We start from the raw sequence: 6,000 nt of genomic DNA, 5'->3' as shown, positions 1-6,000 counted from the left end.
AGGAGTTACTCTAAGAAGAACTTCAATTTTCTTGTTCATTTGCCGGCAAAGTGCGATCAGCAAGTCAATTTCGTAAAAATTGTCAATGACAATGCACCCGATATTCGCCTGAAGAGCCATGGAAAGCTCTTCTGCGCTCTTATTGTTGCCGTGAAAATGAATTTTTTTGGCAGGAAACCCCGCCTTTAACGCAGTATAGAGTTCTCCCCCTGACACGACATCAAGAGACAGGCCTTCTTCCTCTGCAAGCTGAACCATCGCAATGGAAGAGAATGCCTTGCTGGCATAAGCGACTTGAGAAGCTACACCTAATTTTTTGAATGTATTTTTAAAAGTACGGGCTCTTTCGCGAATGAGTGCGACATCATATACGTATAAAGGCGTCCCGTACTGATTGACAAGGTCGATGACATCGACGCCGCCGATTTCCAGATGTCCTAATTGGTTGATTTTGCTTGTTCCTCGTAGATACAAAGACTAGCCCCCGCTTTCTCAACGACAAAGATTAAAAATACATTAACATAAAACACCCGCTCTTTCAAATGTTTTAAGGCTGTTTTTTTGCGTTTTGCGGATGAACAATGCTCGGTCTTACCTTTGTTTGAGGCACAGTTGTTCGCACAATAATTTGCCAAAAAGCTTTTGCATTAAAAGGAATAAAAGGCCATAAATACGGGGTATTGAGCGAACGGATTTGAGCAAGAAAAAGAATGAACAACGTACAACCGATCACAAATCCAGGAGCTTTCCAAAGGACAACGAAAATAAGCAATAACAACCGGACAATTTTGTTAGCCACACTTAATTCATAACTGGGCGTTGCAAATGTTCCGACGGTTGCCACCGACATGTATAAAATCACTTCCGCCGTAAATAAGCCGACATTAATGGCAATTTCCCCGATAAGGACAGCAGCAATCAAACCCATGGCGACAGAAAGCGCAGTCGGTGTATGAATGGCAGCCATTCTCAAAAGTTCAATACCAACGTCGGCAATGAACAATTGGACAACAATCGGAATGTGGCTGTCTTTGTTTGGACCAATAAAAGATATTTCTTTGGGCAAAAGAGAAGGCTCCAGCACATATAACAACCATAGGGGCAGCAAATAAAGCGAGGCCATCATCCCGAAAAACCTGACCCATCTTAAAAAGGTGCCGACTGCAGGCGCTTGTCTATATTCTTCCGCATGCTGGACATGGTGGAAAAACGTTGTCGGGGTGATTATCGCACTGGGAGAAGTGTCAACAAGAATGATAACGTGTCCTTCCAACAAATGGTTTGCGGCAACATCAGCTCTTTCCGTATAGCGGACAAGTGGAAATGGATTAAACCCTTGTTTGACCAAAAATTCTTCAACTGTTTTATCTGACATGGTAAGCCCGTCTATCTTAATCGTTTTCAATTCTTTTTTTACAACTTCGATTAAACCCGGATCCGCCACATCTTCAACATAGGCGATGGCAATATCTGTTTTGGAACGTTCACCGATTTTCATGATTTCAAAGCGGAGGCGTTCATCGCGAATTCTTCTCCGAATAAGGCCGGTATTGACAATAATATTTTCCACAAATCCGTCCCGTGCCCCACGGACAACTTTTTCCGTATCCGGTTCTTCCGGCTGCCTGCCGGGATAATTGCGGACATCAACGGCAAAAGCAGATTCGCTGCCTTCAACAAAAAAGACCACTAATCCTGACAGCACTTGGTCGACCGCCTCATCCAGCATTTGAATCGTTTTGACTTGTTGATGTACGAGGTGCTGGCGGACAGCCTGCTTCATCCGATTGGCTTCGATTTCAACATTATTTATTTTCATGATTTCTTTAATAAGCTCCATGACATCATTGGTTTCACAAAGTCCGTTCACATAATATAAATGCACTTGTTTGCTATGCAATAAAAATTTGCGGACACCGAGATCAAAACTTATTCCCAATCCGACATGCCGACGAAAAAATAATTCATTGTCCTCCAACCGAGGTGAAATAGGAGTTTTTTCTTGAACGGCTTTTTTGGTCATTTTATCAAACCCTTTCTTGTAATCATTCCTTTTTTGGCTTTCGTTCAAAGACAACCCCATGGGCAATAGCTGGGATTGATTCATTAAGCTTGATCATCGTTTTGCTTAAAAGGGCTCCCGTCGCCACCATAAGTACTCGTTTGAATTTCCCTTTTTTCAATTGTTGAAAGATGTAGCTGTACGTTACCACTGCCGAACAAGCACAGCCGCTCCCGCCCGCAAAAGCTTTTTGCTCCGGATGGAAAATTAAAAGTCCGCAATCCGAATGGTTGTGGCGAATATCGTAGCCATCCTCAAGGAGCAATTCTTTTAACCGGGGGCTGCCGACACCTGAAAGATCGCCGGTAAGAATTAAATCGTAATCGGAAGGAGCACGATGTAAATCACGGAAGTGCTGTTTAATCGTGTCGGCTGCAGCAGGCGCCATTGCCGATCCCATGTCATAAGGATTTTTCAAACCGATATCCACCACTTTTCCGATCGTCGCCGCCGTGATGGCGATATCGCTTTCTTCTTTACTGATCAACGCCGCTCCAGCTCCTGTTACAGTCGTTGTGGCGGTTGCCGGCTTTTGTCCCCCGTATCCAGTCGGATGGCGGAATTGTTTTTCGGCAGCCCCGTAATGACTGCTTGTGGCAGCGATCACTCTCCCTGCAAATCCTCCGTCAACAAGGGCACATGCTGTTGCCACCGTCTCCATCGATGTCGAACAAGCCCCATACATGCATAAAATAGGGATTTTGAACATTCTTGCCGTGTAATTGGAAGTGGAATTTTGATTCATCAAGTCGCCGGCAACAAGCAAGTCGATCATCTCTTCCTTAAGGCCTGCTTTTCCTAGGCAACGCTCTATCGCTTCTTTCATCAAGGTTTGTTCCGCAAATTCCCACGATGATTCTCCGCAATACAAATCATCAAAATGAAAATCGAAAGTTTTTCCAAGCGGGCCTTTCGCCTCCTTTGGACCAACTACGGTTGCCGTTTCATTGACAAACAAATTGTTTTGAAACACCCATGTTTGCCTTCCAGTTAACCGCATTGTGAACTTTTCCTCCGTTCCATCGCAAAGATTGTTTTATAAATCGACAAAATAAAGCCAATGAAATAAAGATCCGCAAATTTTGCCAAAAACGATTGCCATCATAAGAATGACGATTTTATCTTCAATGCCTACTCTTTTCGCCAATATCGGAAACACATTGAGCACTTCCGTTAACGCAGCCGCCAGCATGCCGACAAATATTCCGTAAAACAAACCGATCGGGACAAACAAAATAGAGGAAACATGCAAAGGGAATGGAGAGAGGCTGAACCATCCTCCAAAAACCGCTCCTAATATAACCGCCCATTCATACCAATGAATCCATTTCAACGTTTTCGAAAGCTGCATCAGCCTTGGAATAATCCCGAGAACAGACAAAAAAGCAACAAATCCAGCGCCGACAGCCAAGCCCCCTGCAAAACCGGTGAATAAAAGCACGATCAATTTACTGATCAACACGTTTTTTCATGCTTTCCTTGTTTTCCTTGATGGCAATGTATTGGTCGAGATCCATTTGATAGTTGAAAATCTCAACCTCTAATGGACTTGGCTCTTCATTAAATTTCTTTTTGAATATATGATTGAAAAACAACACCATCCCTAAACCTAAACCGATTGAATAGGGTATTTGCAAAATCAAAGGTTTATCCACAACTTCTCCCGTTACAAACTGATACAAATGCCTGTGCATTTTTTGCATACTGACATCTTCATGGAAATTGATAATGGTCATTGCTGATCCGACAAACAATAGCAGCCAGATAAGAAAAAAGAGCACGGGGGAAAAATTTTTTCGATCGTATTTTATTTCTATGATTGTTTGCGCCGGTCCAACCGTTTGAACATCAATGGAAGCATCCATGGATTGGATGATTTCGATGACTCGAATAACATCAATGACAACATGCGTTTGATCCGTTGGTTGAATGTTGTGAATGATTTGATTCTCCACTTTGTCGATGAGCGATTCATCTGCAATCACTTTCGCTATTTTTCTCAGCGTGATCGTTTCATCCGGTCTTGCCTGAATGCGGTGTTTTAAACGAACATAAACCGTTTTATTCACGCCTCGTCACTTCCTACATTTGTTTTTATAAGTAGTATGAGGTGCCTGCCATGCGATCATGCAAAATCGTTCGAACCATTTTTTTCCGCAAAAAAGAACCTTTTTCGCTTTAGTAGTTTCAAAAAATGATCGGGCTTCATGTGAACAGAATCACATATCCATTTCTATTGAGAATGTTTTTTCCGACAAAAAAAAAGACCGATAAAGCTACCCGCTCATTCGGTCCTTCATTTGCTTCAATATTTTCTTTTCAAGCCTTGACACTTGAACTTGGGAAATCCCCAGTCTTTCAGCAACTTCCGATTGAGTTTGATCCTTAAAATAGCGCAAATAAACGATAAGCTTTTCCCTTTCATTTAAATCATTCATTGCATCCTTTAAAGCGATTTTGTCAAACCATTTTTGCTCATTTTGGTCAGCAATTTGATCCAGCAATGTGATCGGGTCGCCATCATTTTCATAAACCGTTTCATGGATGGAGGAAGGTGCGCGAACAGCCTCTTGTGCAAGAACGACATCTTCTGGTGAAATGTCCAAGTAATCAGCGATCTCACCAACTGTAGGCACCTTGCCTAATTTTTTCGAAAGTTCCTCTTTTGCTTTTCTAATTTTATTTCCGAGTTCTTTTAAAGAGCGGCTGACCTTCACTGTTCCATCATCCCGAATAAATCGTTGGATTTCCCCAATGATCATCGGAACAGCATAAGTAGAAAATTTAACGTCGTACGACAAATCAAACTTATCAACCGATTTCACTAAGCCTATGCAGCCGATTTGAAATAAATCGTCCGCCTCATAGCCGCGATTTAAAAACCTTTGGACGACTGACCAAACAAGGCGCATGTTTTTCTGGATGAGCAAATCGCGCGCTTCTTGATCTCCTTTTTGGCTTTTTTCAATTAAAACCTTAACTTCCTGATCTTTTAATTGTCCATTTGAATGTCCGTTCTTGACCTCCACATCCATAGCCAATCTCCTTAATTGCACAAAGCTTTGCTTTTTGTAAGATGTTTCGTTAATCGAACAATTGTGCCTTCATTTTTTTTCGATTCAATTTGCACTTCATCCATGAAATTTTCCATAATCGTAAATCCCATGCCAGATCGTTCAAGATCCGGTTTTGTTGTAAAAAGGGGTTGTCTGGCTGTTTCAATATCATCAATCCCCACCCCTTCATCTTTGATCGTTAAATAGACGACATGATCCTCAAGCCTGCAGGTTACGTACACCACTCCATCAGGGTTATTCTCATAGCCATGAATGATGGCATTCGTTACCGCTTCGGAAACAACGGTTTTAATTTCCGTTAATTCATCCATTGTTGGGTCAAGCTGTGCAATAAATGACGCAACGGCCACTCTTGCAAATGATTCATTTTGGCTAAGACTGGAAAATTTTAGCTGCATTTCGTTTTTCATGATGCCACCCCCAACGTCTGCAAAGCCGCTCTCTCTGTATCAGCTAAATGAATGATTTTAAATAAACCAGACATGTCAAAAAGGCGCTTTACGCTGGGGGAAATGGCGCAAACAATCATTTCTCCGCCGCGGTTTTTCACTTGTTTGTAACGCCCCAGAATAACACCTAGCCCAGAACTATCCATGAACGATAAATGCTCCAAATTTAATAAAATGTGTTGAACAGAATGGGCATCCACCATTTCCGTCACTTTTTGCCGAACCTCTTCTGCCGTGTGATGGTCTAGTTCTCCCGACAAGCGGACGCACAGGACATTTTCTATTACTTCAAAGTCAACTGTCAGACTCAAAAGCTCATTCCTCCTTATCTAAACGAGATATTGAATCTTTCGTGTTGACCTTTCGTAAATCCTGCTAAATAACAAAATTAGTGATAGTTCGGCAAAAAAGC

8 protein-coding genes are annotated in these 6,000 nt (G+C 42.1%); all 8 read right to left on the bottom strand.

The window, feature by feature from the left end; all coding sequences use genetic code 11:
* The coding region (locus tag AC0KTX_RS07940; protein ID WP_474251680.1) for a diaminopimelate decarboxylase family protein at positions 1-474 on the bottom strand (474 nt) is incomplete at its 3' end.
* A 73-nt stretch (positions 475-547) separates the two neighbouring features.
* Positions 548-2,023, bottom strand: a complete 1,476-nt coding sequence (locus AC0KTX_RS07935) for a spore germination protein (RefSeq protein ID WP_474251679.1) — start codon at positions 2,021-2,023, stop codon at positions 548-550.
* A gap of 22 nt (positions 2,024-2,045) precedes the next feature.
* The gene (gene spoVAD, locus AC0KTX_RS07930) at positions 2,046-3,062 is read right to left on the bottom strand and encodes a stage V sporulation protein AD (RefSeq protein WP_474251678.1); all 1,017 of its coding nucleotides are present in this window, start codon (positions 3,060-3,062) and stop codon (positions 2,046-2,048) included.
* Positions 3,063-3,098: 36 nt separating this feature from the next.
* Positions 3,099-3,521 (bottom strand): stage V sporulation protein AB, encoded by a 423-nt coding sequence (locus AC0KTX_RS07925; protein ID WP_474251757.1) that lies wholly within the window; start codon positions 3,519-3,521, stop codon positions 3,099-3,101.
* Positions 3,511-4,131, bottom strand: coding sequence for a stage V sporulation protein AA (locus AC0KTX_RS07920; protein WP_474251677.1), 621 nt, complete (start codon positions 4,129-4,131; stop codon positions 3,511-3,513). The genes AC0KTX_RS07925 and AC0KTX_RS07920 overlap by 11 nt, the downstream gene beginning before the upstream one ends.
* Positions 4,132-4,338: 207 nt before the next feature.
* The gene (gene sigF / locus AC0KTX_RS07915; RefSeq protein WP_474251676.1) at positions 4,339-5,097 is read right to left on the bottom strand and encodes an RNA polymerase sporulation sigma factor SigF; all 759 of its coding nucleotides are present in this window, start codon (positions 5,095-5,097) and stop codon (positions 4,339-4,341) included.
* 11 nt (positions 5,098-5,108) lie between these two features.
* Positions 5,109-5,549 (bottom strand): anti-sigma F factor, encoded by a 441-nt coding sequence (gene spoIIAB, locus AC0KTX_RS07910; protein ID WP_474251675.1) that lies wholly within the window; start codon positions 5,547-5,549, stop codon positions 5,109-5,111.
* Positions 5,546-5,899, bottom strand: a complete 354-nt coding sequence (gene spoIIAA, locus AC0KTX_RS07905; RefSeq protein WP_474251674.1) for an anti-sigma F factor antagonist — start codon at positions 5,897-5,899, stop codon at positions 5,546-5,548. Before spoIIAA ends, spoIIAB begins: the two co-directional genes overlap by 4 nt.
* Positions 5,900-6,000 lie beyond the last annotated feature (101 nt).

It is taken from the genome of Aeribacillus sp. JST-2, from assembly GCF_056032925.1.
The sequence above is the reverse complement of the archived record's forward strand: the minus strand, read 5'-3'. Positions and strand labels throughout refer to the sequence as shown.

Bases quoted from the DNA above. Each gene is read 5' to 3' on its own strand.
- AC0KTX_RS07935 (WP_474251679.1), bottom strand. From the start codon at position 2,023: ATGACCAAAAAAGCCGTTCAAGAAAAAACTCCTATTTCACCTCGGTTG.
- spoVAD (WP_474251678.1), bottom strand. From the start codon at position 3,062: ATGCGGTTAACTGGAAGGCAAACATGGGTGTTTCAAAACAATTTGTTT.
- sigF (WP_474251676.1), bottom strand. From the start codon at position 5,097: ATGGATGTGGAGGTCAAGAACGGACATTCAAATGGACAATTAAAAGAT.
- spoIIAB (WP_474251675.1), bottom strand. From the start codon at position 5,549: ATGAAAAACGAAATGCAGCTAAAATTTTCCAGTCTTAGCCAAAATGAA.